A 24,553-nucleotide genomic window follows, 5' to 3' on the forward strand; every position below is an offset into this window, starting at 1 on the left:
TCCCTTCAGGCACGAGATCCACGCTGTCTTAGACAACATTGTATGCGCACCGCGCTGGCTAGGCTATAAGCGTGCCTGAGAGTACCCGGTTAGTCGACCTCGTCCAGGAGGGGATCGATGACTTCCTCGACGATCGCGACCCCGAACTCGCAGCAATCGACAGCGGACTCTCCCCCTTCATCGAATACGCGCGAGACCTCCTTCGCGGCGGCAAGCGTTTCCGTGCGCTCTTCTGTTACTGGGGCTGGCGAGCCACCGGCGCGGCGGAAGGAGCCGGCGACCTCCTGACGGGCGCCGACGACCGTTCGCTCGACACCGTCGTGAGGGCGGCGACCGCACTCGAGGTGTTCCACGCCGCCGCGCTCGTCCACGACGACATCATCGACAACTCCGACACCCGCCGTGGCGGCGACTCCGTCCACCGGAGATTCGAGACCGACCACGAGCGCAACGGATGGAGCGGGTCCTCCGAGACCTTCGGCCGATCGGCCGCCATCCTGCTCGGCGATCTCCTCCTCGCCTGGAGTTCCGACGCATTCGATGAGGCCCTCGAGTCGACGCCGTCCGCCACCGCACGGCGAGCGGCCAGACGTGAGTTCACGCGCATGCGCAGCGAGGTCATGATGGGCCAGTACCTGGATGTCCTCGACGAACAGTCCTGGCAATCTCATCCCGAGAGCGAGCAGCTCGGTCGCGCCCAGAGGGTCATCATCTACAAATCGGCGAAGTACAGCGTCGAGGCTCCACTCGTGATCGGTGCTGCGCTCGGGGGTGCGAGCGATGAGCTTCTGGCCGGCCTGAGGGCCTTCGGCCTGCCTCTCGGGATCGCCTTCCAGCTTCGCGATGACCTTCTCGGGGTGTTCGGGGATTCTTCCGTCACCGGGAAGCCCTCCGGCGACGACCTCCGCGAAGGCAAGCGGACGGTGCTCGTGGCTCTCGCGCGGGCGAGCCTTCCCGCGCACGCCGTGCGATTCGTGGATGAGATGCTCGGAGATCCTGACCTCACCGACGTCCAAGTCAGGATCCTTCAGGACACGCTGCGGGAGAGCGGCGCGGTCGACGAGGTCGAGTCGATCATCCGGAACCAGGTCGAGCGGGCTACGCGGGCTCTCCAACAGGTGTCCCTGGGCCCGAGCGTGCGCGCGGAGCTAGAGAAACTGATCGACAGCGTGATCCGCCGCACGGCTTGAGGAGTGTCGACCGGCTTCAGAAGCCGAGCGCCTGGGCGACCCGTCGAACCTCGGACTTGCGACCGTCGCGCAACGCATCGATCGGCGACACCCCGAGGCTCTCCTCGACGTTCAGCAGCCATGTCATGGACTCTTCGTCCGAGTAGCCGCTGTCGCCCAGCACGATGAGCGTGCCTTTGAGTTCGGGAAGCGGCTCACCGTCGCGAATGAACAACTCCGGCACCTGCCACACGCCGTCGACCCTCGTCGCGAGCAGCGAGCGGTCTTCGATGAGCCGACGGACCCGGCTGACACCGACCCCGAGCAGTTCGACGAGATCGGGCACGGTGAGCCAGCGGATGTCCGCACCGGGGGTTGAGGTTGACGACGAAGCCACGGTTAAAGACTGCCAGAACTGCCGGACAAGAACGTCACGACACGGTGGTTTTCCGTCGAGTTCACTCTATTCACTTTCGTCACACTGATTGACACAGATATATTTCTGTGCCACTTTGGAGGAGTCAGACTGGGGAATCACATGACTGAGTTCTTTGCGCGCACTGGCGGCGCCAACCCGCGCGGCGCCGACGCGGCGCCGAAACCGGCGAACAAGATCGCCCACGGGGCGTTCCAGACGCTGCCCATCCTTCTCGTCGGATCGATGGCCATGAGCCTCAACCTCACCGGTCCGATCGACACGTCGACCGTCAAGCGCGTCGACAAGCCTCAGGACTCGACCGCACAGCTCCGGAAGGCCGTAGCCGAGGCCATGCACGCGGCCGCCAACGAACGAGCCGCGGGTGACGCGCAAGCCGTCGGCGCGTCGGGCAATCTCGCGATCGCGGCCAGCGCGCCGGCAACCTACCGCGTCAAGGCGGGCGACACGGTCAGCGGAATCGCCACGCGCTATGGCCTCGCAACGGCCTCGGTTCTCGCCCTCAATGGACTCGGATGGAAGTCGATCATCTTCCCTGGGCAGGTCCTGAAACTCACGAATGCGAAGACCTCGACTCCGGCGCCGCCGAAGTCCGCTCCGCCCGCATCCTCAACCACCGCCCCCACGGCGACTCGGACGTACACGATCGCGCGCGGCGACACGATCAGCGGGATCGCAGCCAGGTTCGGCGTCTCGACGCAATCGATCCTCACCGCGAACAATCTCGGCTGGTCGACGATCATCTACCCTGGCCAGAAGGTCAGGATCCCGGGCAAGGCCGCCTCCGCGCCGTCGAACCCAGCACCCTCGAACCCGGCACCGACGCCTCCAGTCGTCGACATCGACCCCGTCGTCGATGTGACTCCCATCGACACCGCACCCGCACCGCAGGACATCCGCTACGTCATCAAGTCCGGAGACACCGTCACGGCAATCGCCGAGAGGTTCGGTGTGACCGTGCAGGCGATCCTGACCGCCAACGGCCTCACGATCTCGAGCATCATCTACGCAGGTCGCACGATCGTCATCCCGGGAACCGCGTCGGCTCCGGCATCCGTCGGCGGAACGACGACCGTACTGACGAGCGAGATGGCCACGAATGCGCGCACCATCATCGCGGTGGGCAAGTCGCTCGGTGTGAGCGACTACGGTCTCGTCATCGCCCTTTCCGCTGCGATGCAGGAGTCCAGCCTGCGCAACCTCGACTACGGAGACCGCGACTCGCTCGGGCTCTTCCAGCAGCGCCCGAGCACCGGATGGGGCACTCCGGCGCAGGTCACGGACACCGTGTACGCGAGCAGACTGTTCTTCGGGGGGCCGATGAACCCCAACAAGGGGAACACGCGTGGTCTCCTGGACATCTCAGGCTGGCAGTCGATGACGGTCACCCAGGCAGCCCAGGCAGTGCAGCGATCCGCGTACCCGGACGCCTACGCGAAGTGGGAGAAATCCGCTCGCGCGTGGCTTGCGCAACTCTCCTGATCGGCTGGCAAAGCCGCCGTTCTCGGTGTTTTGACGGGTTCACGATGGTTCCCATACTTAGACTTCTGCGGTGAGCTCCAACACCACCGACCCCATGGTCGGCCGTCTCATCGACGGCCGCTACCAGGTGCGCTCACGCATCGCCCGCGGCGGAATGGCGACCGTCTACCTCGCCACCGACCTCCGACTCGAACGACGGGTCGCGATCAAGGTCATGCACGGCCACCTCGCCGACGACACGCAGTACAAGGCCCGCTTCATCCAGGAGGCGCGATCGGCCGCCCGCCTCGCCCACCCCAATGTCGTGAACGTCTACGACCAGGGTCAGGATGCCGACACCGCGTACCTGGTGATGGAGTACCTGCCCGGCATCACGCTGCGCGAGCTGCTCCACGAGCATCCGGTGCTCACGACCGACCAGGCCATGGACATCATGGACGCGATCCTGTCCGGGCTCGCCGCAGCCCATCGGAACGGTATCGTCCACCGGGACCTGAAGCCGGAGAATGTGCTCCTCGCCGACGATGGCCGGATCAAGATCAGCGACTTCGGGCTGGCTCGAGCTGCCACAGCGCAGACGGCGACCGGGAATGCGCTCCTTGGAACCATCGCGTACCTGTCCCCCGAGCTCGTGACGCGAGGCGTCGCCGACGCACGCAGCGACATCTACGCGGTGGGCATCATGCTCTACGAGATGCTCGCGGGTGAGCAGCCCTATAAGGGCGAGCAGCCATTCCAGATCGCGCAGCAGCACGCGAACGACACCGTGCCGACGCCCAGCAGCAAGAACCCCAGGGTCCCTGCCGAACTTGACGAGCTCGTTCTCTGGGCGACCGCGAGGGATCCCGAGCAGCGGCCGCGCGATGCCAGGGCTATGCTCGAGCAGCTCCACGAGACGCGGCACATCCTCGAGGGCGGCCAGAAGCCGGCACCGACGCCGGCAACCATGCAGACGATGGTCATGCCGTCTGCGGCGCCGCGGGCGGCGGAGACCGAGACCCAGGTGCTCGGGACTCGCGTACGGCAGCGCACGGGCCCGATCGCATCGGACAGTGCGGCGACCCTCTCCACCCTGGCCGATCGCCGGCACTCCAGGAGCCGCTGGCTCTTCGCGCTCATCCTCATCCTCGTCGCTCTCGCCGGCGCGACGGGATGGTATTTCGGAACCGGCCCTGGCTCCAAGGTCTCGATCCCGGACGTCGCAGGGAAGGATGTCGCGGCGGCGACGGCCATTCTCCTGAAGAGCGACCTCACGGTGTCGAAGGAGACGAAGGGGGAATTCACCACGACCGTCCCCGAGGGCAAGGTCGTGGGAACCGATCCGAAGATCGGATCCAGTGTCGCTCACGGTGGCACCGTGACGATCATCGTCTCCAAGGGGCCGGAGCCGCTCGCCATGCCTCCCGTCGTCGGCGGTACGGAGGATGCGGCCCGCGCGGCGCTCGAACCCCATTTCGACCTCCAGGAGACGCAGTACCAGTTCGATTCCGGCCAGGCGGCGGGGATCGTCCTCGCGGTCTACGGTGTCGATCGCACCGGCAAGGAGCTGGACCTCTCGACTGTCACCGAGTACTGGGACGGTCAGCCCATCACCCTGACCGTGTCACTCGGTCCGATTCCCGATGTTCGGGGAATGTCGGTCGCGGAGGCCCAGAAGGCGCTGTCAGACAAGGATCTCGTGGGCTCGCGCTCGGACAAGCTCCATGACTGGAGCGATGACGTTCCCGAGGGCGACGTCATCGGGTACAAGCCGCTGCCGGAGGGGACCGTCGTGACCAAGGGCACGGAGTTGCAGCTCATCGTGTCCGACGGTGTCGAGCAGGTTCCGGTGCCAGATGTCGTCGGATTGAGCTGGTACGAGGCGAAGAAGACGCTGCTCGATGCGGGGTTCAAGCTCGACTATGACGCACGGGCGGATCTCCTGCCCTCCGCCGTGGAAGTTCGCAAGACCGACCCCCGGGCCGGCGCGACCGTCGACAAGGGATCGACCATCCACGTCGAGTTCAAAGGCTTTTGAGCGGGCTAGTCAGCGCGCCCCCAGTTCCTCCGCGACGAGGAAGGCGAGTTCGAGCGACTGCATGTGGTTGAGCCGCGGGTCGCACAGCGATTCGTAGCGCATGGCGAGAGCCGACTCGTCGATCTGCTCCGATCCGCCGAGGCATTCGGTCACGTCGTCGCCTGTCAGCTCGATGTGGATGCCTCCGGGGTGCGTGCCGACGGCGCGGTGGGCTTCGAAGAAGCCCTTCACCTCGTCCACCACATCGTCGAATCTCCGCGTCTTGTAGCCCGTGGGGGTGGTCAATCCGTTTCCGTGCATCGGGTCGCTCACCCACAGCGGTGTCGCACCGCTCGCCGAGACGGCCTCGAGCAACGGCGGCAACGTGTCCCGGATGAGGCTGGCACCCATTCGCGTGATGAATGTCAGCCGCCCGGGTTCGCGATCCGGATCCAGGCGCTCGATGAGCTCCAGAACCTGCGCGGGCGTCGCCGAGGGGCCGAGCTTCACGCCGAGGGGGTTTCGCACACGGGACAGGAAGTCGATGTGGGCGCCATCCGGTTGCCTCGTGCGCTCCCCCACCCAGACGAAGTGCGCCGACGTGTCGTAGGGCGTTCCGGTGCGCGAATCGATCCGGGTCAATGGACGCTCGTAGTCCATGAGCAGCGCTTCGTGGGAGGTGTAGAACTCGGTGCGCTTGAGCGCTTCGAAGTCCGCCCCGCACGCCATCATGAACTTGATCGCTCGATCGATTTCGCGTGCCATGTGCTCGTACCGCACGTTGGCTGGGTTTCGCGCGAAGCCCTGGTTCCAGCTGTGCACCTGGCGCAGGTCGGCGAATCCGCCCTGCGTGAAGGCGCGGATCAGATTGAGGGTGCTGGCCGCCGTATGGTAGCCGCGTACGAGCCGCGCAGGGTCTGCCGTGCGGGACTCCGGGGTGAAGTCGTAACCGTTCACGACGTCGCCGCGGTAGGCGGGAAGCGTGACGTCGCCGCGGGTTTCGGTCTCGCTCGAACGGGGCTTCGCGAACTGGCCTGCCATCCGGCCCATCTTGATGACCGGCATCGACGCGCCATAGGTGAGCACGACCGCCATCTGAAGGATGGTCTTGACCCGATCCCGAATCTGGTCCGCTGTCGCCGCCGCGAACGTCTCTGCGCAGTCTCCGCCCTGCAGGAGGAACGCCTCGCCGCGTGCGGCGCTCGCGAGCCGGGTGCGCAGGATGTCCACCTCGCCGGCGAAGACGAGGGGCGGCAGCGACGACAACTCCTGAGACGCCGCGGATACCGCCTCGCTTGAGGGCCAGGCCGGTTGCTGCGCGATCGGGAGGGAGCGCCAATAGTCGAGCCCGTCGATCACTGCCGGTTCGGCAAGGACGACTGGTTCGGACGGATCGACCACTGGATGCTCCTTGAGTGGGTCGTCGGCGCGATCGTGAACGGAACGCGCGAGGCGGAGGAAATGCTGCAGCGGTGCAGCGGCACCCGGACCTGCCGGGGTTCCCAGCCTATCGGGAGACCGAGCCCTGCGTCGGAACTACCGACTCCGACTGCCGGACTGTTCCTTCACTGTGCTCGCATAGACGTCGACGTACTCCTGGTCGCTCAGGTGACTGAGCTCGTACATGATCTCGTCGGTGATCGACCGCAGGATGAAACGGTCGCTCTCCATGCCCTCGAACCGGGAGAAGTCGAGCGGTTGACCGATGACGACTCCGATCCGTCCCACCTTCGGGAGCCGACGACCGATCGGCATGACCTTCTCGGTGTCGATCATGGCGACCGGGACCACGGGAACTCCCCCTTCGAGGACCATCCGGGCGACCCCGGTGCGACCCCGATACAGTTTCCCGTCGGGACTCCTCGTCCCTTCCGGATAGATACCGAGCACCTCACCGCGGCCGAGCACGCCAAGGCCGGTGCGCAGGCTCGCCTCCGAAGCCTTGCCGCCCGAACGGTCGATGGGAAGCATCCCCGCGGCCTTGAGGAAGTTCTTGATCGCCCAGCCCTTGATGCCCCTGGCCGTGTAGTAGTCGCTCTTGGCCAGGAACGTCACGCGACGCTCGATCACGAGCGGAAGGAACACGGAGTCGATGAAGGACAGGTGATTGCTCGCGAGGATCACGCCGCCCGTGCGCGGGATGTTCTCGGCCCCCGTCACCCACGGCCGGAAAGCGGTGCGCAGGATCGGTCCGGCGATCAGGTTCTTCATGAACCAGTAGAACATCCGAGACCTTCCGAGAGTGCGACTCCACCGCGTAACGGCAATGTCACAAGCCTACCCGCGGAACGGTTCCACCCCGAAGCGGGCCGAGCTCGCCCAGCACGACCAGATAGAGTGTATGGAATGACCTGACCGGTACCAAAGGAGTTGCCGTGGACCACTACGACATGCCCGCCATCGTTCCCGCAGACCCTGAGGCGAACGCGACCGATCTCCTGATGGAACGGGTGAAAGAGACACCCGAGCTCGCGCTCTTCTCGCTGCCGACCCACGACGGCGGCTGGACCGATGTGACCGCCTCGGAGTTCCTCCGCCAGGTTCAAGCGCTCGCGAAGGGTTTCGTCGCCGCAGGCATCCAGCCCGGCGACAAGATCGGGCTCATGTGCAAGACCCGCTACGAGTGGACGCTCATCGACTTCGGCATCTGGTTCGCGGGTGCGATCATGGTGCCCATCTACGAGACCTCCTCCCCGTCGCAGCTCCAGTGGAACCTCAATGACTCGGGCGCTGTTGCGATGATCACCGAGACGCCGGATCATTTCGCACGATTCGACGAAGCGCACCCTGACCTCCCGCTCATCACCAACGTGTGGAAGATCGACACCGGCGACCTCGACAAGCTCGCAGCATCCGGCACCGACATCCCGGACGAGGAGATCGAGCGGCGCCGGAACCTCGCAAAGGGCTCGGACCTCGCAACGCTCATCTACACGGCGGGCACGACCGGCCGGCCCAAGGGCTGCATGCTGACCCACTCCAACTTCGTCGAACTCACCCGCAACGCGAGAGGGGCGATCCCCGAGGTCGTCAACACGGAGTCCAGCACTCTGCTCTTCATCACCCTCGCCCACATCTTCGCCCGGTTCATCTCGGTGCTCGCCATCGTCGGCGGCGTCAAGGTCGGACACCAGCCGGACACCAAGCAGCTCCTCCCGGCGATGGGCTCCTTCCGGCCCACGTTCCTCCTCGCGGTACCCCGCGTGTTCGAGAAGGTCTACAACTCCTCGGAGCAGAAGGCCGAGGGCGGCGGGAAGGGCAAGATCTTCCGCAAGGCGGCAGCGGTCGCCGTCGCGCACTCGAAGGCGCTGGATGCCGGAAAGGTACCACTAGGCCTCGCGCTCCAGTTCGCCCTCTTCGACCGGCTCGTGCTCAGCAAGATCCGCGCTGCGCTCGGTGGCCGCGTGAAGTACGCCGTCTCCGGCTCTGCCCCCCTCGGACTGTTCCTCGGCCACTTCTACCGCAGCCTCGGCCTCACGATCCTCGAGGGCTACGGTCTCACCGAGACGACGGCCCCCATCTCGGTCAACGTGCCATCCAACTTCAAGATCGGCAAGGTCGGTCCCCCGCTGCCCGGATGCGCTGTGCGCCTCGGTGCGGACGGCGAGATCGAGGCGAAGGGCGTCAACATCTTCGCCGGCTACTGGAACAACGAACAGGCCACGAAGGACACCTTCGACGGCGAGTGGTTCAAGACCGGAGACATCGGCACGATCGACGACGAAGGCTACCTCGAGATCACCGGCCGGAAGAAGGAGATGATCGTCACGGCAGGCGGCAAGAACGTCGCACCCGCGATCCTGGAGGACCCCATCCGCTCGAACCCGATCATCGGGCAGGTCGTCGTCGTCGGCGACCAGCGACCCTTCATCGGGGCCCTCATCACCCTCGATGAGGAGATGCTTCCGGTCTGGCTCAACAACAACGGCGAGGACGCCACGATGTCGGTGGATGAGGCGGCGAAGAACCCGAAGGTGCTCGCCGAGATCCAGACCGCCATCGATCGCGCGAACAAGTCGGTCTCGCGTGCGGAGTCGATCCGGAAGTTCGTCATCCTCCCGCACGACCTCACGGAAGCGAGCGGACACCTCACGCCGAAGCTGAGCATCAAGCGGAACGTCATCCTCAAGGACTTCACCGACACGATCGACGGTCTGTACGAGGATGCGCCGGCGACGCAGGGGCACTCGGTCGTCGGTTAGGGCTTGCCCGGAAGGGTCAGAACCAGTCCGACTCGCGGATGAGCCGCATGGCTTCGCGTTTGCGGTCCCGGTCGAGCCCCTCGATGAAGAGCTTGCCGTCGAGATGGTCGCACTCGTGCTGCAGCGCCTGGGCGAGCAGGCCATCGCCGGACAGCTCCACCGGATCACCGGCGAGGTCGACACCGGTCACGCGCGCCCACGGATGGCGGGATCGCTGGAAATAGAAGCCGGGCACAGAAAGGCATCCCTCGTCGACGAGTTGCGGTTCACCCGTAACCTCGACGAGCACAGGGTTCAGGATGTACCCGACCTCGCCGTCGATGTTGTAGCTGAACGCCCGCTGGTTCACGCCGATCTGCGGAGCTGCCACCCCTGCACGCCCGGGAAGCCTCACCGTGTCGAGGAGATCCTCCACGAGCCCGTCGACCGACGGGTCTCCCACCTCGATGGGGTCGGAGATCGTACGGAGTACCGGGTCACCGAAGACCCGGATCTGGCGTGCCGTCATCGTGTGGAGGCTCCCGCTGTCCTACTCGTCCCGCGTCGACGGAAGCCCGTCGGCGACGAGAGCGGCGAGCTCCCGCGCACTCGCGCGGGTGAGGGGCTGGAGCCTCGAATAATCGATGACCGACCCCGCGGCCAGAAGCGGATCATACGGAATACGGATGATCTCCCGCACCCGTGAACGGAAGTGCGCCTCGATCTCGTCGATCTTCACGAGGTTGGTGCCCTGGGTCGCGGTGTTGAGCGCGACGACGGCGTTCCGCACGAGTGCGCCGTACCCGTTCGCCTCCAGCCAGGTGAGCGTCTCCGAGGCCAGCCGCGCTTCGTCGACGCTTCCTCCCGACACGATGACGACGGAGTCGGCGCGCTGCAGGGTCGCCCTCATCACAGAGTGGACGATTCCTGTTCCGCAGTCGGTGAGGACGATCGAGTAGAAGCGCGCGGCCAGGTCGGCGACGACGTTGTAGTCGTCCTCGTCGAAGGCGTCGGAGAGCAGCGGATCCGTATCCGAGGCGAGGATGTCCAGCCTGGTCTCGTCGCGCGAGACGAGGTTGGCGAAGTCGCTGAACGTCGTGATGGACGCCGCTTTGGTGACGACATCCCTCACCGTGGACCTGGTCTGCTTGCTCACCCGCTCTGCGAGCGTTCCGCGGTCAGGGTTCGCGTCGATCGCGATCACGCGGTCTTCGCGCACATCCGACATCGCCATCCCGAGGAGCGTCGTGATGGTCGTCTTGCCCACGCCGCCCTTGCGCGTGAGGACGGGCACGAAACGGGTACCGCCGTCGAGCCTCTTGCTGATGCGGGCGTCCAACTCCTTGCGCGCCTTCACCCGCTTCGAATCGCCGAGGTTGATGAGATGGAACGTGCTCGAATACACGAGTTCCTGCCACAGCCCCTCCGGGCGGGGGCGCTTGCGGCCGTGCTGCTCGAGAAGCCGGTCGGCGGTCAGCATCGCCGCCGACTCCGGAGTGGACGACACGTCACCACGCAACCGGTTCCGCCTGCTGTGCTTCTCGTCGGCCTCGCGATCCGACGGTGCAGGCTCGACGGGATCCGGCATGACGGGGATGAGATTGATGGATGTCGTCGAGATCTGGCGGCCGAGGATGGAGCCGGCTCGCAGGGTCTCGTCGTCGATCGAGACGGCTCGCTCCTCATCGGGGGTGGAGTGGATCTCCTCCGGCAGCGTCACGTCGATCGTGAGGCTCGTCGGCAGCTCGCCGGACACACGGTCGCCGGACACGAGATCACCCGTCACGTGACGGTCGGCTGGCTCAGCACCGTCCCCGGTCTTCCTGGTCTTGGTAGCCACAGCGAAAAGGCCCTTCCTGATCGGACCCCCCAGCTTACAACGGAGTGGCCGCTCGCCCGCGGTCGGGCGGCGCTATTCGACGACGAGGAGCAGGTCCCCTGCGTCGACCTGCTGCGTCTGGGGGATCGCCAGTCGTGCGACGGTTCCCGCCACCGAACAGGTGATCGCGGCCTCCATCTTCATCGCCTCGATCGACGCGACGACCTGGCCCGCCTCGACGCGGTCGCCTGACGCGACCTTCAGCGACACGACTCCGGAGAACGGTGCCGCGACCTGGCCGGGCGCAGAAGAGTTCGCCTTCTCCGCCGCCTTCGACTCGACCGTGATCGACAGGTCCCGGACGAACACCGGCCGAAGCTGGCCGTTGATGACCGTCATGACGGTGCGCATCCCCTTGTCATCCGCTTCGCCGATGGCCTCGAGGCCGACGATGAGGTTGACGCCTGTCTCGATCGACACGACGTGCTCCGTGCCTGGATGCAGGCCGTAGAGGTAATCGACGGTGTCCATCACCGAGAGGTCGCCGAAGCGGTCCCGGATGTCCTCGAACTGGCGGGTGGGCCCCGGGAAGAGGAGTCGATTGAGCGTCGCACGACGTGTGGCGGAGTCGGCGTCGAGAGATGCGCTGTCCTCCGGGGCGAGATCCTCGACCTCGATCGACACCGTCCTTCCGGCCAGCACCTTGCTCCGGAACGGCTCCGGCCATCCGCCGGGCAGGTCGCCCAGCTCACCCGCCATGAAGTTGACGACGGAGTCCGGGATGTCGTAGCGTCCCGGATTCGCCTCGAAATCCACCGGGTCGGCATCCGCTGCGGCCATCGCCAGCGCGAGGTCGCCGACGACCTTCGACGACGGCGTGACCTTCGGCGGCCGTCCGAGGATGCGGTTCGCGGCCGCGTACCAGTCCTCGATCTTCTCGAACTGCTCCGAAAGCCCCAGTGCGACGGCCTGGGTCCGGAGGTTCGAGAGCTGGCCGCCCGGGATCTCATGGTGGTACACGCGACCGGTCGGTCCGGCGAGTCCGGACTCGAACGGGCGATAGGCGTGGCGAACCGCCTCCCAATACGGCTCCAGGTCCGACACGGCCTGGAGGGAGAGCCCGGTGTCGCGCTCGGTGTTCGCGAGGGCAGCGACCAGAGCGGAGAGCGGGGGCTGGCTCGTCGTGCCGGCCATGGGGGCGCTCGCGACATCGACCGCGTCGGCACCCGCGCGGCTCGCTGCCAGCAGCGTTGCCAGTTGCCCGCCGGCGGTGTCATGCGTGTGCACATGGACCGGCAGATCGAAGCGCCCTCTCAGCGCTGCTACGAGCTTCTCGGCGGCTCCGGCCCGCAGGAGCCCGGCCATGTCCTTGATCGCGAGGATGTGGGCTCCGGTGTCGACGATCTGCTCTGCGAGCCGCAGGTAGTAGTCGAGCGTGTAGAGATTCTCGGCCGGGTCGAGAAGGTCGCCCGTGTAGCACAACGCCACCTCTGCGACCGACGTTCCCGTGGCGAGCACGGCATCGATGGCCGGCCGCATCCTGTCGACATCGTTGAGCGCATCGAATATCCGGAAGATGTCGACGCCGGTGGCCGCAGCCTCGACGACGAACGCGTCGGTCACCTTGGTCGGATACGGCGTGTATCCGACGGTATTGCGCCCTCGGAGAAGCATCTGGATCGCGATGTTCGGAAGCGACTCTCGCAATGCGGCGAGGCGCTCCCACGGGTCTTCACCGAGGAACCTGAGCGCAACGTCGTAGGTGGCGCCTCCCCACGCCTCGACCGAGAACAGCTCAGGGGTCAGCCGGGCGACGTAGGGTGCGACCGTCACGAGATCCTTCGTGCGTACCCTCGTCGCCAGCAGCGACTGGTGGGCGTCACGGAAGGTCGTGTCTGTGACGGCGAGCGATGTCCTTGCCCGGAGGTCGGCGGCGAAGCCCTGGGGGCCGAGCTCGAGCAGTCGCTCGCGCGAGCCGGCCGGGGCGGGCGCGTCGACGTCGACGACCGGCAGTTTCACGGAGGGGCTGAAGATGCCGTCGCCGCTTCCGTACGGTTGGTTCACGGTGACGTCCGCGAGCCAGTTGAGGATCTTCGTCCCCCTGTCCTTCGACGGGCGGGCGTTGACCAGCTCCGGCCGCTCGTCGATGAACGACGTGCTGATGTCGCCTGCGGCGAATGACGGGTCGTCGAGCACGGCCTGGAGGAACGGGATGTTGGTGGACACACCGCGGATCCGGAATTCTGCGAGCCCCCTCTTCGCCCTCCCGACGGCCGCGGCGAAATCGTGGCCCCTGCACGTCATCTTCACGAGCATGGAGTCGAAGTGCGGGCTGATCTGGGTCCCGGGGTCGATCGTGCCGCCGTCGAGACGGATGCCGCCACCGCCTGGCGACCGGTAGGTCGTGATCTTGCCCGTGTCCGGACGGAATCCCGCCGCCGGGTCCTCCGTCGTGATGCGGCACTGCAGTGCCGCTCCGTGCAGCGTGAGCGTCTCCTGGGCCAGACCCAGCTCCGCCAGGGTCTCCCCCGCAGCGATCCGCATCTGCGCCTGCACGAGGTCGACGTCGGTGATCTCTTCCGTCACCGTGTGCTCGACCTGGATGCGGGGGTTCATCTCGATGAAGACGTGCTGGCCGGCGCGCTCCCCCACCGTGTCGAGCAGGAACTCCACCGTTCCGGCGTTCACGTAGCCGATCGAGCGCGCGAAGGCGATCGCATCCCGGTAGAGCGCATCCCGGATCACCGGGTCGAGGTTCGGCGCCGGAGCGATCTCGATGACCTTCTGGTTGCGTCGCTGAACGCTGCAGTCGCGCTCGAACAGGTGCATCGTGTTGCCCGAGGAATCGGCGAGGATCTGCACCTCGATGTGCCGTGGGCGCAGGACGGCCTGCTCGAGGAACATCGTCGGGTCCCCGAACGCGCTGTCCGCCTCCCTCATGGCCTCCTCGAGCGCCTGGCGCAGGTCCTCCGGACGGTCCACACGGCGCATCCCTCGACCGCCGCCGCCGGCGACGGCCTTGGCGAAGAGCGGGAACCCGATACCGTCCGCGCCCGCCAGGAGGTCGTCCAGGTCCTTCGACGCCGGGGTCGATGCCAGGACGGGAACGCCGGCAGAGATGGCGTGCTCCTTCGCCGTGACCTTGTTGCCCGCCATCTCGAGCACGTGCTGGCCGGGCCCGATGAAGGTGATGCCTGCCGCCGCGGCCTGCTCGGCGAGCTCGGGGTTCTCCGACAGGAATCCGTAGCCGGGGTAGATGGCATCCGCCCCGCACTCCTTCGCGACCCGGATGATCTCCGACACATCGAGATACGCGCGAACCGGATGCCCCTCCGTACCGATCAGGTACGCCTCGTCCGCCTTGAGACGGTGCAGCGAGTTGCGGTCCTCCCACGGAAAGACGGCCACGGTCTTCGCGCCGAGTTCGAACGCGGCGCGGAACGCGCGAATGGCGATCTCACCTCGGTTGGCAACGAGAATCTTCCGGAACACGCGACTCCTCTCAGGTGACCGTCCAAGAATAATCTCAGCGCACAGCCATTCCGGCGGCCTTCTGGCAACCCAGCCAGCGAAGATTTAGGTTCTTTCAGACTAGTGAAGGTATCGTCGTTACTCGTGCATGTACTCAGCGTCAGCTCCCTCAAAGGAGGGGTCGGAAAGACCACCGTGACGCTGGGGCTGGCCTCGGCCGCTTTCGCCAGGGGGCTTCGCACGCTCGTCGTGGACCTGGACCCGCAGTCCGACGTGTCCACCGGGATGGACATCAGCGTCACCGGTCACCTGAACATCGCCGACGTGCTCGCCTCGCCGAAGGAGAAGATCGTGCGTTCGGCGATCGCCCCGAGCGGGTGGACGCGAGGGCGTCCGGGCAAGGTCGATGTCATGATCGGCAGCCCGTCGGCGATCAACTTCGACGGCCCGCATCCGAGCATCCGGGACATCTGGAAGCTCGAAGAGGCGCTCGCCCATCTCGAGGCCGACTATGACCTCGTGCTCGTCGACTCCGCGCCGTCCCTCAACGCATTGACCCGCACCGCCTGGGCCGCGAGTGACCGCGTCACGATCGTCACAGAGCCCGGACTGTTCTCCGTCGCCGCTGCGGACCGCGCGCTTCGCGCCATCGAGGAGATTCGGAGGGGCCTCTCCCCCAGGCTCCAGCCTCTCGGCATCATCGTCAATCGCGCCAAGATCCAGTCGCTGGAGCACCAGTTCCGCATCAAGGAACTTCGCGACATGTTCGGCCCGCTCGTTCTCAGCCCCCAGTTGCCCGAGCGCACATCACTCCAGCAGGCGCAGGGCGCCGCGAAGCCACTACACGTGTGGCCGGGCGAGAGCGCAGAGGAGATGGCCCACCACTTCGACCAGCTTCTCGATCGGGTCATCCGCGCCGGACGGATCCCGGTGGGAGGCGTGCCCTTCGAGCAGGGTCCGGCTGCACCCCCGACTGCGTCCGCTGCCGCGCCGCCCGCCGCGCCGCCGCCAATACCACCATCGACTTCTCCGATGCCGCCGCCGCAGCAGCAGGCTCAACCGCAGCAGCAGCCTCGGCTGACGGACGAGCGGAACCCCTTCGGGAACCTCTTCGAATAGTGCGGCTCAGGATGCCCTGGTCGCACGCCTCGCGGCGAGCTCGTCCGCCGGGTCGGCTCCCGCGACGGTGTCCAGCTCGATCAGGCTCGACTCCACTTCGCGCAGAACCTTGCCCACGGCGATCCCGAACACGCCCTGACCGCGGCTGACGAGGTCGATCACCTCATCGTTGTTGGTGCACAGGTAGACACTCGCGCCATCGCTCATGAGGGTCGTCTGCGCGAGGTCGTTGACGCCGGCCTCGCGGAGCTGGTTGACCGCGGTGCGGATCTGCTGCAGCGAGATCCCGGTGTCGAGAAGACGCTTGACGAGCTTGAGGACGAGGATGTCGCGAAACCCGTAGAGGCGCTGCGTGCCAGACCCTGCCGCACCGCGCACGGTCGGTTCGACGAGTTCGGTGCGGGCCCAGTAATCGAGCTGGCGGTAGCTGATGCCCGCGGCCCGCGCGGCGATCGCACCGCGGTATCCCGCCGAGTCGTCCAGGTCGGGAAGACCGTCGGTGAACAGCAGGCCGAGGTCGTACCGTGAGTCCTCGTTGATACTGCGTGGTTCACTCATTGGGTTGCCTTCCCTGCGCGCTGTCGACGATTCACGTCCGCAGCCTCCACGGTACCCACCGGTCCGGTCAGAGGCAATCACATCCGATCGAACGCCTTCGGCGTGTCGAGTCTCTGAACCTGAAGCCTACCGCGGATTCACGTGCGCCCCTCCGGAGCGAAACTAGTCCAATCGCGACAGTGCGGAGCGGATGAGGCTGCTGCGCACGATTTCGAGCTGGCCGGCGATATCCCGCGCAAGCTCGTTCGCCTTGGCACGGCTCGAGGCATCCTTTCGCCGCGACACCGGAATGAGCGCGCTCTCGATGAGCCCGAGCTCGCGTTCCGCGGAGGCGCGGAAACCGCGAAGGTGTCGCGGTTCGATTCCGGACCGCTGGAGCTCCACGAGTGACTTCAGCACCGCGAGGACGGGCTCGCCGTAAAGCTCGGCCGGCACGATGAGTGAGGCGGAGACGGCGTCGTTGAGCAGTTGCGGGCTGGCATTCGCTTCGCGGATCAGTTCATCCCGCTGGAATCGGCGCTCGGTGGACAGGATCGTGGGGATCGGGCCGGTTGCAGCGCCGGGCAACTCGGGTTGGCGGCCGGCATCCAACTCGTCGAGATAGCCGCGAATGACCTTGAGCGGGAGGTAGTGCTCGCGCTGCATGGTCAGGACGAAACGCAATCGGTCCAGGTCCGAGGCGGAGAACTTGCGATAGCCGGACTCTGTCCTCGCGGGGCTGATCAGTTGCCGCTCCTCAAGGAATCGGAGCTTCGACGGGGTCAGGTCCGGAAATTCGGGCCGAAACCGGGCGAGCACCTGCCCGATGCTCAACAGCCCATGCGTGCCCGGCTTCCTCGCCTGGGCGGATGACGCCGCCACTACCGACCGGTCGCCGGGGCCAGGTCCGCGCGGGAGGCGTAGAACGTGAGTCGGAACTTGCCGATCTGCACCTCGGCGGCGTCCGAGAGGATTGCGTTCTCGATCCGGACTCCGTCGAAGTAGGTTCCGTTGAGCGAACCGAGATCCTTCATCTCGAAGACGGTGCCGTGCCTCTGGAACTCGGTGTGCCGTCGCGAGACGGTGACATCGTCGAGGAAGATGTCGGCATCCGGGTGCCTGCCGGCGGTCGTGACATCCGAGTCGAGGAGGAAGCGAGCCCCGACATTGGGGCCGCGGCGCACGATGAGAAGCGCGGATGCCGAGGGAAGCGAGGCGATCGCCTCCTGCTCCTCTGCGGTGAGTTCGCCGTCGAGTGCAGCGATCTGCGATTCGAAGTCCTGACCGAAATGCGCGGTCGTATCGTCCTCGCGTCGGCCTTCGGCGGCGGGGTGACCCTCATCGTTCGGCGTGACCATCCTCAACCTCCTTAGCCCTCTACAGTATCCGATTCACGCGGTCAGGCGACCCGTGGAATTTTGACGACGCGAAGCGTTTCGATGATGTAGATGACGCCGGCCCACCAGTACAGGAAGGCCCCCCACAGAGCGAACGCCCAGCCGATCGGCGCGCTCACGAACGCGACAGCGGGGAACGCCTGCCCGATCATGAGGATGGGCAATGCGTAGAAGAGGCAGAACGTTGCGATCTTTCCGAGGTGGTGCACGGGAAGCGGACCGTAGCCGAAGTTCGCAAGCGTGATCCCCAGGACGAGGAGCAGGACATCGCGGCCGACGATGACGGTGACGAGCCACCACGGCACTATCCCGCGCACGGCGAGCCCGATGAGCGTGGCGAAGATGAAGAGTCGGTCGGCAGCAGGGTCGAGAAGCTGGCCGAGCCTCGACACCTGGTCGAGCCGCCGAGCGAGCACCCCGTCGAGGAAATCGGTGATGCTCGAAACCACGAGGACGATGAGCGCAGGGATGTCGTACCCCATGATCACGAGCACGAGGAACACCGGGACGAGCGCGAGCCGGATGAAGCTCAGGATGTTCGGGACCGTGAAGATTCTCGAGCTCACCTGGTTCGTCGAGTCAGCCGTCACAACGCCACAGTCTACCGAGCAGGACGGCTACGCAGCAGACCCTGCGACGAGCTTCCTGGCCTCTAGCGCGAAGGACAGACGAAGGCGTGCCCGCGGGTCGTGGAGGTCGGCGGTGAGGAGCTCGCCGATGCGCGACATCCGGTGCTTCATCGTGTTGTAGTGGATGAAGAGTCGACGGGATGCATCCGCCGCGTTCCCTGTACCGAGGAACATCTCCAGCGTGCTGCACAGTTCCGAACCGTTTGCGGCATCGGCGGCCAGCAGTGGGCCGAGTTCCCGCTCGACCAGTTCGGCCAGAAGGTCTCCGGGGACAGAGAGGATGACGCGCTCGAGGGCCAGGACGTCATGGCGGACCTCGACGCGTCCGGTTGCCTGGGCGATCGCGAGCGACTCGCGCGCTGCGGCGTGGGACGCCGAAAGCTCTGCCGCGGTGTGGGCGATGCTGCCGGTGGCCACGATGACCTCCATAGCCCCCTGCTTGCGCAGTGCAGCGCTCCACTGCCTCGCTGCCGGCCACGGAACGGAGTCGGCCGGCACGGAGTCTGCGGGAACGATCGCCACAACCTCCTGTCCTCGAGCCCATGCGAGAGCACCCTTGGGCAGTGCTCCGCGGGCCACTCCGGCGATGGCAGCATCCGGTATCTCACGTCCGAGCCGTGCGAGCACCACGACGTGCGGCGAGCGGAAGTCCCAGCCGAACAGCCGGGACCTCTCCCGAACGAGGGAGGGATCGACCGCCCTACCCGCCACGAGCTCCTCGAGGAAGAGTACGCGCATCTGCCGATCGAGTTCGAGGCTCGCGACCGCCTGGGCGATGTGCATGCCCGCGGCGAAGCACGCCTGCCGAACGAGCCGCCGTTGTCCGAGCGTCGGCTCATCCCTGCCGTCGACGACGACACATCCGCGTTCGAGGCCGCCGACAGTGACAGGGAACGACCAGGAGCCGGTCGACTCATCGGGCGATGCGTCACCGCCCTCTCCAAGAAGCGCACCAGCCGGGTCGAGGATGCTGACGTGCCGATCGAGCGCGCCGGCGAGTGTCCTCGCAATCTCCATGAGCCCACCACCGGCGAGGGCAACACCCGTCAGGCGTTCGCGAATCGCTTCAGCGCCCGCCGGTTCCGCACCGTACTCCGTGAGCACGACCGCGAGCACGGCACCGATCACCTCATTGAACGAGGTGTCCTCGGCCAGGAGCACGACGGGGAGCTCGAGCTCGTTCGCCGCGGCGAGTGCGTCATCGGGGAGTCTCTCGAGATAGCGGCCGGTCTTGACCGCCAGCGCGGCAAGCCCGAGCGTCGCGAGCGTTCTGACGAGCACGGCAAGCTCCTCAGGATGCTCTCGCAACGGATATGCGGTGGTGAGCAGGAGTTCGCCAGGCTTGACGAAGGATTCGATGTCTGGCACCTCCATGACGTTCACCCCCGTCACGGCGCGGTCCAGCCCGGCGGCTCCCGCGACGACGAAGTTGCCGCGCAGCGCCGGAAGTGTCAGAACCTCGCGAACCGTGATCGCGCCCATCTCGCATCCTTGTCCGAATCGGCTAATAGTTGTGGGGAGCGTCGTCCATTCCGGACCGACCTCGCCACAGGTCGTGCGCCCTACTATTCCTAAGTATGGCGATGTCAGCAAGGATTCCGTCACCCGCACGGTTGCGGGTCGATGGGACCATGCAGGCTAGCGCGCTGCTCACCCCCCATCGAGTCGTCCATGTCGGACAATCAGCGCTCGTCCTCAGCGCGCTGCATCCCGGCCAGGCTCCGTCACGACAGGTGATCGTCACACGGGAATCGGCGGGTTTGATGCCAGACGGGATTTGCCTGGATGAGCACGATTTTCCGCGAGTCCGCGACCTCGCCCTCGGCATTCTTCGCGAAGGTGTTCCGCTTGACCTGACCGGCTGGACCGAGGCGTCCGTCGTCGTGGATCGCGTCGACCTCCGACTCGATGTGGTTTCGCTGGACGCTGCAGGCTTACTCCCTCTGCAACACATGCTGGAGGACGAGGACTCCGATGAGCTATCCCCCTCCTCCTCGGCCTACCCGATTCGACGACAGGCCGCACACCTCGCAGCGGAGGCTCTCGGCCGACCGACCGCGCCCACCCTCCTGCGCTCCATCGTCGGCGCCGGTCCTGGGACGACTCCAACGGGCGACGACATGATCGTCGGTGCGCTCGCCGGACTTCGCGCTCTCGGGCTGCGGGCAGAGTGGGTGTCGATGGGGCGGCGACTTCGCCCGCTGACCTCCAGAACGACCTCAGCCTCCCGCCACTACTTGCATGCCGCAATCGAAGGCAGGTTCGGGGAACACGTCCACGACCTCGTCGCCGCGATCGCCGGCTGCGAGCCGGCAGTCTCCGTCATCGAGCGCGCGTCGACCTGGGGCGCGTCCTCCGGAATTGACCTGCTCACCGGGCTCACCGCGACCGTCGCCGCCAGCATCCAAAGCCGCCCCAACGAAAGCGCCGCATGAACCAGCCGCCCGATTCGGTACTGAACAGCCGAGTGCTGCACCACTTCTACCGCGACTCCGTCGCGCTCATGGCCATCGCCTCCGCCACCGAGAAACGCGACGGCGTCCACCGCGTGGGCGCGGTCATGGCGACACCTGCCAACCTCGGCATCCTCGCGGACTCCGACATGCTCCCAGCCAACCTCGACGCGGTGCCGGACGACCTGGTCTTCGTCGTACGCGGCGATACCGCCGACATAGCACAGGAAGCGCTGGATGCGGCCGAGGCGAGCCTGACGGCGGTCGAGAGCAGCGGGCAGACAGAGGAGCAGAAGCCCGGCACCGTGAGTGAGGGGATGGCGGCGGCGCTCACGAGTGCCCCGGATTCCCCGCCGAATCTTGCCACCATCTCGATCTCCGGCACCTACGCTCCCGTGGTCGCGGAGCAGTCGCTACGCGCGGGTCTCAATGTGTTCTGCTTCTCCGACAATGTGCCGCTCGACGACGAGGTGCGCCTGAAGAAGCTCGCCGCAGACCGCGGGCTGCTGTTCATGGGGCCAGACTGCGGCACGGCCATCCTCGACGGAGTGCCTCTTGGGTTCGCCAACGTCGTCACACGCGGAACGGTCGGCATGGTCGCCGCGTCCGGTACAGGCGCCCAAGAGGTGTCGCGTCTGCTCGATCTCGCGGGAGTGGGCGTCTCACAGCTGATCGGACTGGGTGGCCGGGATCTCTCCGCAGAGGTCGGCGGGATCATGGCCCGCTTCGCCGTGGACCGTCTTGCGGCCGACCAGGGGACCGAGGCCATCATCCTCGTCTCGAAGCCCCCTGCGGACGAGGTGGCTGATGCGCTTCTCGCCAGGCTCGCGGAGATCTCCCGCGGAGGGAAGCCCGTCGTCGCGTGCTTCCTGGGCATGGCGGACTCGGATGACCCATCGACCGGCGTCGTCATCCGCGGCACTCTCGAGGGCGGTGCGATCGCCGCGGCGCGGCTCGCGGGCCACGACCTCGACATCACCGATCTGGCGTCGATCGACCCCGTCACCGGCCGCGTCCTGGGGCTCTATACCGGTGGAACCCTCGCGTCCGAGGCGAAGATCCTCTTGAAACGCGCGCACGTCGAGTGCGAGGTCCTCGACTTGGGCGACGACCAGTACACGGCGGGCAAACCGCATCCGATGATCGATCCGGGCGCGCGTGCCGAGAGGATCGTCGCAGCAGGATCGGATGCGTCGGTGGGGATCATCCTCATGGATGTCGTGCTCGGCTACGGTGCGAACGCCGACCCCGCGAGCCCGGTCGCAGAATCCGCGCAGGAAGCCAGGAGGATCGCAGAAGCCGACGGGCGTCGCCTCGAGTTCGTCGCCTCGGTCTGCGGGACGGCCGGAGATCCGCAGGGAATCGAACGCCAGCGCAACATCCTCCGCGACGCCGGTATCATCCTCGCCGAGACCAACGCTTCAGCGGTCAGATTCGTCGCGACACAACAGGCGGGAGCTTCGGCATCATGACCATCCTCGACGGCCCCTTGCGCGTCATCAATGTCGGACTGCCTCTCCTCGTCGAGGGTGTCCCAACGGCGGATGTCGTCCAGCTCGACTGGCGCCCGCCCGCGTTCGGCGATGCTGACATCGCGCGACGCGCGCTCGCGCTCGAAAACGAGACGACGACGGAGGCGAACGAGCGTGCCATCACCGCCGTGCAGTCCGTTCGCCCGCAACTGACGCGCATCCGGCCGGCACGGGATGTCGTCCCCGGCATCGGCGAGGGGCGGATCCTGCTGCACGCCGGCCCGCCGATCGAGTGGGAGCGCATGTGCGGGCCCATGCGCGGTGCGCTCATCGGTGCGACCCTGTTCGAAGGGTGGGCTGACGACCCTGACAGGGCGGAGGCCATGCTCGATGCAGGCGAGATCTCAGTCGAACCGTGCCATCACCACCAGGCTGTCGGCCCGATGGCAGGCGTCATCGCGCCGTCGATGCCTGTGTTCGTCGCGACCGATCCGAACGATGGTCGCGTAGCATTCGCCTCACTCAATGAAGGACTGGGGAAGGTCCTCCGGTTCGGTGCATTCGACGACGAGGTCATCAACCGGCTGACCTGGATGCGGGATGTGCTCGGGCCGGTCCTCGATCGGGCCATGCAGGCCTTGGGGTCTATCGACATCACCTCCCTCATCGGACAGGCCTTGTCGATGGGCGACGAAGGGCACAACCGCAACGTCGCCGCGACATCCCTGCTCACGAGGAGGCTCGCGCCGACGATCGCCGCGCTCGAGCCGAACTCCGCAGCAGTCGAGGTTCTCGACTTCCTCGCGGGCAATGATCACTTCGCCCTCAACGTCTCGATGGCGTCCGCTAAGCTCTCGATGGATGTCGCCCTCGGTGTCGAGAACTCGACGCTCGTGACAGCGATGGCCCGCAATGGGGTCGAATTCGGACTGCGTGTCGCCGGCACCGGCGACGAGTGGTTCACGACACCCGTCGGCCCCGCGGACGGGCTCTTCTTCCCGGGCTACGGCCCGGAGGACGCGAACCCGGATCTCGGCGACTCCGCCATCACCGAGACGCTCGGCCTCGGAGGGTTCGCCATGGCCGCCTCCCCCGCCATCACACAGTTCGTCGGTGGGAATCCGGACGATGCGCTCGTCGCGACCCGCTCGATGCGGCGCATCACCATGAGGCCGCACCCGGCATTTCCGCTCCCTCCCCTGAACTTCGCGGGCACGCCATCCGGCATCGACGTCCTGAAGGTCCTCGACACGGGTGTCCTGCCGCTCATCAACACCGGCATCGCCCACAAGCAGGCGGGCGTCGGCCAGATCGGCGCCGGCATCGTGACCGCCCCGCCGGAGGTCTTCCTCAAAGCAGCGCGCTCGCTCGCCGAAAAGCGGGACATCTCATGAGTGCCCGCACAACGACATCTGGAACCGTCCTCATCGCGGTCGGTGGCAATGCGCTCGTACTCGACGGTGAGGCCGGCTCCGTGGAGCGCCAGCTCGACCGTGCAGCTGATTTCGCAGAGTCCATCGCAGAACTCGTCGAGGGCGGCTGGACGGTCGTCGTGACCCATGGCAACGGCCCGCAGGTCGGGTACATCCTCCGCCGAGGGGAGCTCGTCGCCCCGGATGCCACCATTGAGGGCCTCCCGGCGCTCCCACTCTGGCTGGCCGTCGCCGACTCCCAGGGCGGCATCGGCCACATGCTGGCCCTGGCCATCGACTCCGCAGTGCAGCGTCGTGGGCTGGAGAACAGGGCGGTTGCCGTTCTCACTCACGCCGAAGTGGACATCGACGACCCTGCTTTCAGCGCTCCGACGAAGCCGATCGGCGGCCAGTTGACCGCCGAGGTCGCCAGGAGGCGCGTCGCAGAAGAGGGCTGGATCGTGACCGAGGTGGCAGAGGACAACTACCGGAGGGTTGTTGCTAGCCCCCGTCCGCGCACGATTATCGAGTCTGAACAGATCCGCGCCCTCGTCGGAACGGACGCCATCGTCATCGCCGCGGGCGGCGGCGGCATCCCGGTCGTGAGGGAGAAGAGCGGATGGCGCGCCGTCGATGCTGTGATCGACAAGGACCGCGCATCGGCACTGCTGGCCACCGAGATCGACGTGGAGACGCTCGTCCTCGTCACGGGAGTCGACGAGGTGTACGTCGACTTCAACTCCCCCGGCCGGCGAGCATTGCGGAATGTGGGGATCGAGGAGCTTCGCTCACACCTCGCGAGCGGCCAGTTCCCCGCCGGGTCCATGGGGCCCAAGGTGCAGTCCGCGATCGATTTCGTCGAGGGTGGAGGCGGGAGGGCCGTGATCACCTCGATCGGAAAACTGTCGGGCGCCCTCGCGGGCACCGACGGGACAATCGTCACAGCCGATGGCTGAGTGTCGCTGGAACCAGTGAAGGGA

The 24,553-nt window shown here is 66.5% G+C and carries 19 protein-coding genes and 1 pseudogene; 9 read left to right on the forward strand and 11 right to left on the reverse strand.

Annotated features, from left to right (window positions below; all coding sequences use genetic code 11):
* The first annotated feature begins 71 nt into the window (after positions 1–71).
* Positions 72–1,190 (forward strand): polyprenyl synthetase family protein, encoded by a 1,119-nt coding sequence (locus tag BKA04_RS01415; RefSeq protein ID WP_104094821.1) that lies wholly within the window; start codon positions 72–74, stop codon positions 1,188–1,190.
* Positions 1,191–1,206: 16 nt separating this feature from the next.
* Here BKA04_RS01415 and BKA04_RS01420 read toward each other — a convergent pair whose 3' ends face one another.
* The gene (locus tag BKA04_RS01420; RefSeq protein ID WP_174719805.1) at positions 1,207–1,566 is read right to left on the reverse strand and encodes an Rv2175c family DNA-binding protein; all 360 of its coding nucleotides are present in this window, start codon (positions 1,564–1,566) and stop codon (positions 1,207–1,209) included.
* A gap of 141 nt (positions 1,567–1,707) precedes the next feature.
* Here BKA04_RS01420 and BKA04_RS01425 point away from each other — a divergent pair, with 141 nt between their 5' ends.
* Entirely contained in the window at positions 1,708–3,087 is a 1,380-nt protein-coding gene (locus BKA04_RS01425; RefSeq protein ID WP_232841924.1) for a LysM peptidoglycan-binding domain-containing protein, read from the forward strand.
* A gap of 70 nt (positions 3,088–3,157) precedes the next feature.
* Positions 3,158–5,104, forward strand: a complete 1,947-nt coding sequence (gene pknB / locus BKA04_RS01430) for a Stk1 family PASTA domain-containing Ser/Thr kinase (RefSeq protein WP_232841925.1) — start codon at positions 3,158–3,160, stop codon at positions 5,102–5,104.
* A 9-nt stretch (positions 5,105–5,113) separates the two neighbouring features.
* On the opposite strand, the gene BKA04_RS01435 is transcribed toward pknB, so the two are convergent.
* Together BKA04_RS01435 and BKA04_RS01440 are read right to left on the reverse strand one after the other, a co-directional pair.
* Positions 5,114–6,484 (reverse strand): class II 3-deoxy-7-phosphoheptulonate synthase, encoded by a 1,371-nt coding sequence (locus tag BKA04_RS01435; RefSeq protein WP_104094822.1) that lies wholly within the window; start codon positions 6,482–6,484, stop codon positions 5,114–5,116.
* Between the two features lie 135 nt (positions 6,485–6,619).
* The gene (locus tag BKA04_RS01440) at positions 6,620–7,309 is read right to left on the reverse strand and encodes a lysophospholipid acyltransferase family protein (protein ID WP_104094823.1); all 690 of its coding nucleotides are present in this window, start codon (positions 7,307–7,309) and stop codon (positions 6,620–6,622) included.
* 164 nt (positions 7,310–7,473) lie between these two features.
* On the opposite strand from BKA04_RS01440, the gene BKA04_RS01445 reads away from it, so the two are divergent.
* Positions 7,474–9,285, forward strand: coding sequence for an AMP-dependent synthetase/ligase (locus BKA04_RS01445; protein ID WP_221234167.1), 1,812 nt, complete (start codon positions 7,474–7,476; stop codon positions 9,283–9,285).
* A gap of 16 nt (positions 9,286–9,301) precedes the next feature.
* On the opposite strand, the gene def is transcribed toward BKA04_RS01445, so the two are convergent.
* The 3 genes from def to BKA04_RS01460 form a co-directional block, all read right to left on the reverse strand.
* Positions 9,302–9,793 carry a peptide deformylase gene (def, locus tag BKA04_RS01450; protein WP_104094825.1) on the reverse strand — a complete coding sequence of 164 codons (492 nt, stop codon included), beginning with the start codon at positions 9,791–9,793 and terminating at the stop codon, positions 9,302–9,304.
* Between the two features lie 21 nt (positions 9,794–9,814).
* Positions 9,815–11,104, reverse strand: coding sequence for a MinD/ParA family ATP-binding protein (locus tag BKA04_RS01455; RefSeq protein WP_174719806.1), 1,290 nt, complete (start codon positions 11,102–11,104; stop codon positions 9,815–9,817).
* 72 nt (positions 11,105–11,176) lie between these two features.
* On the reverse strand, positions 11,177–14,575 hold the full coding sequence (locus BKA04_RS01460; RefSeq protein ID WP_104094827.1) for a pyruvate carboxylase: 3,399 nt from the start codon (positions 14,573–14,575) through the stop codon (positions 11,177–11,179).
* A 123-nt stretch (positions 14,576–14,698) separates the two neighbouring features.
* Between BKA04_RS01460 and BKA04_RS01465 the strand changes: the two are divergent.
* Positions 14,699–15,487 (forward strand): annotated as a pseudogene (locus BKA04_RS01465) (ParA family protein); the annotation flags it as partial.
* Between the two features lie 192 nt (positions 15,488–15,679).
* On the opposite strand, the gene BKA04_RS01470 reads toward BKA04_RS01465, so the two are convergent.
* From BKA04_RS01470 to BKA04_RS01490, 5 genes are all read right to left on the reverse strand, one after another.
* The gene (locus tag BKA04_RS01470) at positions 15,680–16,231 is read right to left on the reverse strand and encodes a MerR family transcriptional regulator (protein ID WP_104094828.1); all 552 of its coding nucleotides are present in this window, start codon (positions 16,229–16,231) and stop codon (positions 15,680–15,682) included.
* Positions 16,232–16,393: 162 nt separating this feature from the next.
* Positions 16,394–17,092: a transcriptional regulator FtsR gene (ftsR, locus tag BKA04_RS01475; RefSeq protein ID WP_104094829.1), complete on the reverse strand. Its 699-nt coding sequence runs from the start codon at positions 17,090–17,092 to the stop codon at positions 16,394–16,396.
* On the reverse strand, positions 17,092–17,568 hold the full coding sequence (locus tag BKA04_RS01480; protein WP_104094830.1) for an FHA domain-containing protein: 477 nt from the start codon (positions 17,566–17,568) through the stop codon (positions 17,092–17,094). Before BKA04_RS01480 ends, ftsR begins: the two co-directional genes overlap by 1 nt.
* A 41-nt stretch (positions 17,569–17,609) precedes the next feature.
* Complete coding sequence (locus BKA04_RS01485) at positions 17,610–18,197, reverse strand: CDP-alcohol phosphatidyltransferase family protein (RefSeq protein WP_232841926.1); 588 nt, start codon at positions 18,195–18,197, stop codon at positions 17,610–17,612.
* 27 nt (positions 18,198–18,224) lie between these two features.
* Complete coding sequence (locus BKA04_RS01490) at positions 18,225–19,718, reverse strand: PucR family transcriptional regulator (RefSeq protein WP_104094831.1); 1,494 nt, start codon at positions 19,716–19,718, stop codon at positions 18,225–18,227.
* Positions 19,719–19,999: 281 nt separating this feature from the next.
* On the opposite strand from BKA04_RS01490, the gene BKA04_RS01495 reads away from it, so the two are divergent.
* Genes BKA04_RS01495 through BKA04_RS01510 form a run of 4 tightly spaced genes read left to right on the forward strand, consistent with a single transcriptional unit; the run spans position 20,000 to position 24,529 of the window.
* Positions 20,000–20,671 (forward strand): oxamate carbamoyltransferase subunit AllH family protein, encoded by a 672-nt coding sequence (locus BKA04_RS01495; RefSeq protein WP_167309628.1) that lies wholly within the window; start codon positions 20,000–20,002, stop codon positions 20,669–20,671.
* Positions 20,668–22,161: an acyl-CoA synthetase FdrA gene (gene fdrA / locus BKA04_RS01500; RefSeq protein ID WP_104094833.1), complete on the forward strand. Its 1,494-nt coding sequence runs from the start codon at positions 20,668–20,670 to the stop codon at positions 22,159–22,161. Before BKA04_RS01495 ends, fdrA begins: the two co-directional genes overlap by 4 nt.
* Positions 22,158–23,555, forward strand: coding sequence for a YlbE family protein (locus tag BKA04_RS01505; protein ID WP_104094834.1), 1,398 nt, complete (start codon positions 22,158–22,160; stop codon positions 23,553–23,555). The genes fdrA and BKA04_RS01505 overlap by 4 nt, the downstream gene beginning before the upstream one ends.
* A complete protein-coding gene (locus tag BKA04_RS01510) occupies positions 23,552–24,529 on the forward strand; it encodes a carbamate kinase (RefSeq protein WP_104094835.1) in 978 nt (325 codons plus the stop codon). The genes BKA04_RS01505 and BKA04_RS01510 overlap by 4 nt, the downstream gene beginning before the upstream one ends.
* The last annotated feature ends 24 nt before the right edge of the window (positions 24,530–24,553 follow it).

It is taken from the genome of Terrimesophilobacter mesophilus, assembly GCF_014200375.1.
GTDB classification, from domain to species: Bacteria; Actinomycetota; Actinomycetes; order Actinomycetales; family Microbacteriaceae; genus Terrimesophilobacter; species Terrimesophilobacter mesophilus.